Annotated in this window: 2 protein-coding genes; both read left to right on the top strand. The window is 71.9% G+C overall.

The window, feature by feature from the left end:
- The coding region (locus FH969_RS14835) for a type IV secretory system conjugative DNA transfer family protein (RefSeq protein ID WP_139987971.1) at positions 1-1,588 on the top strand (1,588 nt) is incomplete at its 5' end.
- On the top strand, positions 1,585-1,768 hold a 184-nt coding region (locus FH969_RS14830; protein WP_139987970.1), incomplete at its 3' end, for a hypothetical protein. The genes FH969_RS14835 and FH969_RS14830, both read left to right, overlap by 4 nt.

The raw sequence follows: 1,768 nt of genomic DNA, 5'->3' as shown, positions 1-1,768 counted from the left end.
GTCGTGGCTGATCTATACGTTGTGGTTCCTCCTCATCGCCGCCGCCGGCGGGGCAGCGGTGTGGCTGTGGCGCCGGCAACGCGCCGCGGCGCAGTCGCGTCGGGACGGACGCGCACGCAAGCGCGACATGAAGGCCCTGCACCGCAAGAACGCCGAGAAGGTCGCCCAGGGCGCCCTGAAGCGGGCCCTGGACGTCCCCGACAGCCAGGACGCGCCGCGGGTGCCGCTGACGATGAAGCTCGGGGTGCACGACGGCGTCCCGATCCACCTGCAGCACGAGGACTCCGTGTGCATCATCGCGCCGGCCCGCTCGGGCAAGACCACCCGCATCAACGTCGGCCTGATCCTGGACGCGGCCGGCCCGGTGGTGGCCACCGGCACGAAGAACGACATCCTGCTCCTGACCGCCGTTGCCCGCTCCCGCAAGGGTGAGGTCGTCGCGTTCGACCCCTCCGGGATCGCGAACTGGCCCGGCGTCGCCCGCCCGGACTTCGTCCACGGCTGCGAGGACCCCGAGGAGGCCCTCAACCGGTCCAAGGCGTGGGCCGCCGGCACATCCGAGGGGTCCGACGCCGGCAACGCCGCATGGTTTCGAGCTCGAGCCGCGTCCGTGCTCGCCTGCTACCTCCACGCCGCCGCGATCAAGCCCGACGGGTCGATGGCCGACGTGGTGAAGTGGGCCAGCGACTTCTCCAACGAGGAACCCATCGGGCTCCTGCACACCTCACCCCGCGTGGCCAACGCCGGCTGGGCCGAACGGCTGCGCGCGCAGACCCAGTCCCAGGCCGGGGAGACCACCGCGTCCCTCGCGATGACGCTCCAGGGCATGCTCGACCCGCTGGCCTCACCCCGGATCCTGGAGTGGCTCTGCCCCACCCCCGCCGAGCGGTTCAACCCGGAACGCTTCCTCGACGCCCCTAACACCCTGTACCTCCTGACCGGCAAGGGCGCCGCGTCCACCGCGCCCCTGCTGACGATGTTCCTCGACCTCGTCGTGCGCACCGCGCAGAACGTCTCCCAGACCCGCCCCGGTGGTCGGCTGTGGCCCGCGCTGCTGCTGGACCTGGAGGAAGCCGCGAACGTCGCACCCATGCCGACCCTGCCGGAGGTCATGTCGGACTCCGGTGGCCGCGGCATCACCACCGTCGTGGTCTGCCAGTCCCAGGCCCAGATGCGGCTGCGATGGGGCAGGGAAGAGGCCGAGACGATCCGCGCGAACGCGACCGCGACGCTCTACCTGCCCGGCATCAAGGAACCCGACCTGCTCGATGAGCTGTCCGAGGCGATGGACCGCTACCACGCCGACCGCCGCTCCTACAGCTCCGACGGCTCCTACACCCACTCCCGCGAGTGGGAACAGGTCATGACACCCGCGCAGATCCGCCGCATGCCGATCGGCAAGGGCTTGCTGTTCTACCGCGGGGAGAAGGGCGCACTCATCGACCTGCCCGGCTTCTGGGAGCGACCCGACCGGGCCCAGCTCGCCCGCGACCTCGCCGAGGCCGAGACCATCACCTCCCGGCGCATCGAAGCCGTCCGCTCCGAACCCCACCCCGCCGACCTGCCCTCCGCTCAGGAAGCAGCATGACCACCCCCTGGGACCCGGGCACCATGCCGAGCGACCCCGAGGACATCCCACCCGGCCCCACCTCCTGGCAGGACCCCAGCGGACCACCCGCCGACTGGGAGGACGACACCCCCGCCGCCGCGGCGGCGTCGGCACCTGCGGTAGGGGAGCGCGGCGGGGCGGTGGACCTGGAGCGTCTCG

Origin of the sequence: Miniimonas arenae (assembly GCF_006351005.1) — a bacterium.
GTDB lineage: Bacteria > Actinomycetota > Actinomycetes > Actinomycetales > Beutenbergiaceae > Miniimonas > Miniimonas arenae.
The sequence above is the reverse complement of the archived record's forward strand: the minus strand, read 5'-3'. Positions and strand labels throughout refer to the sequence as shown.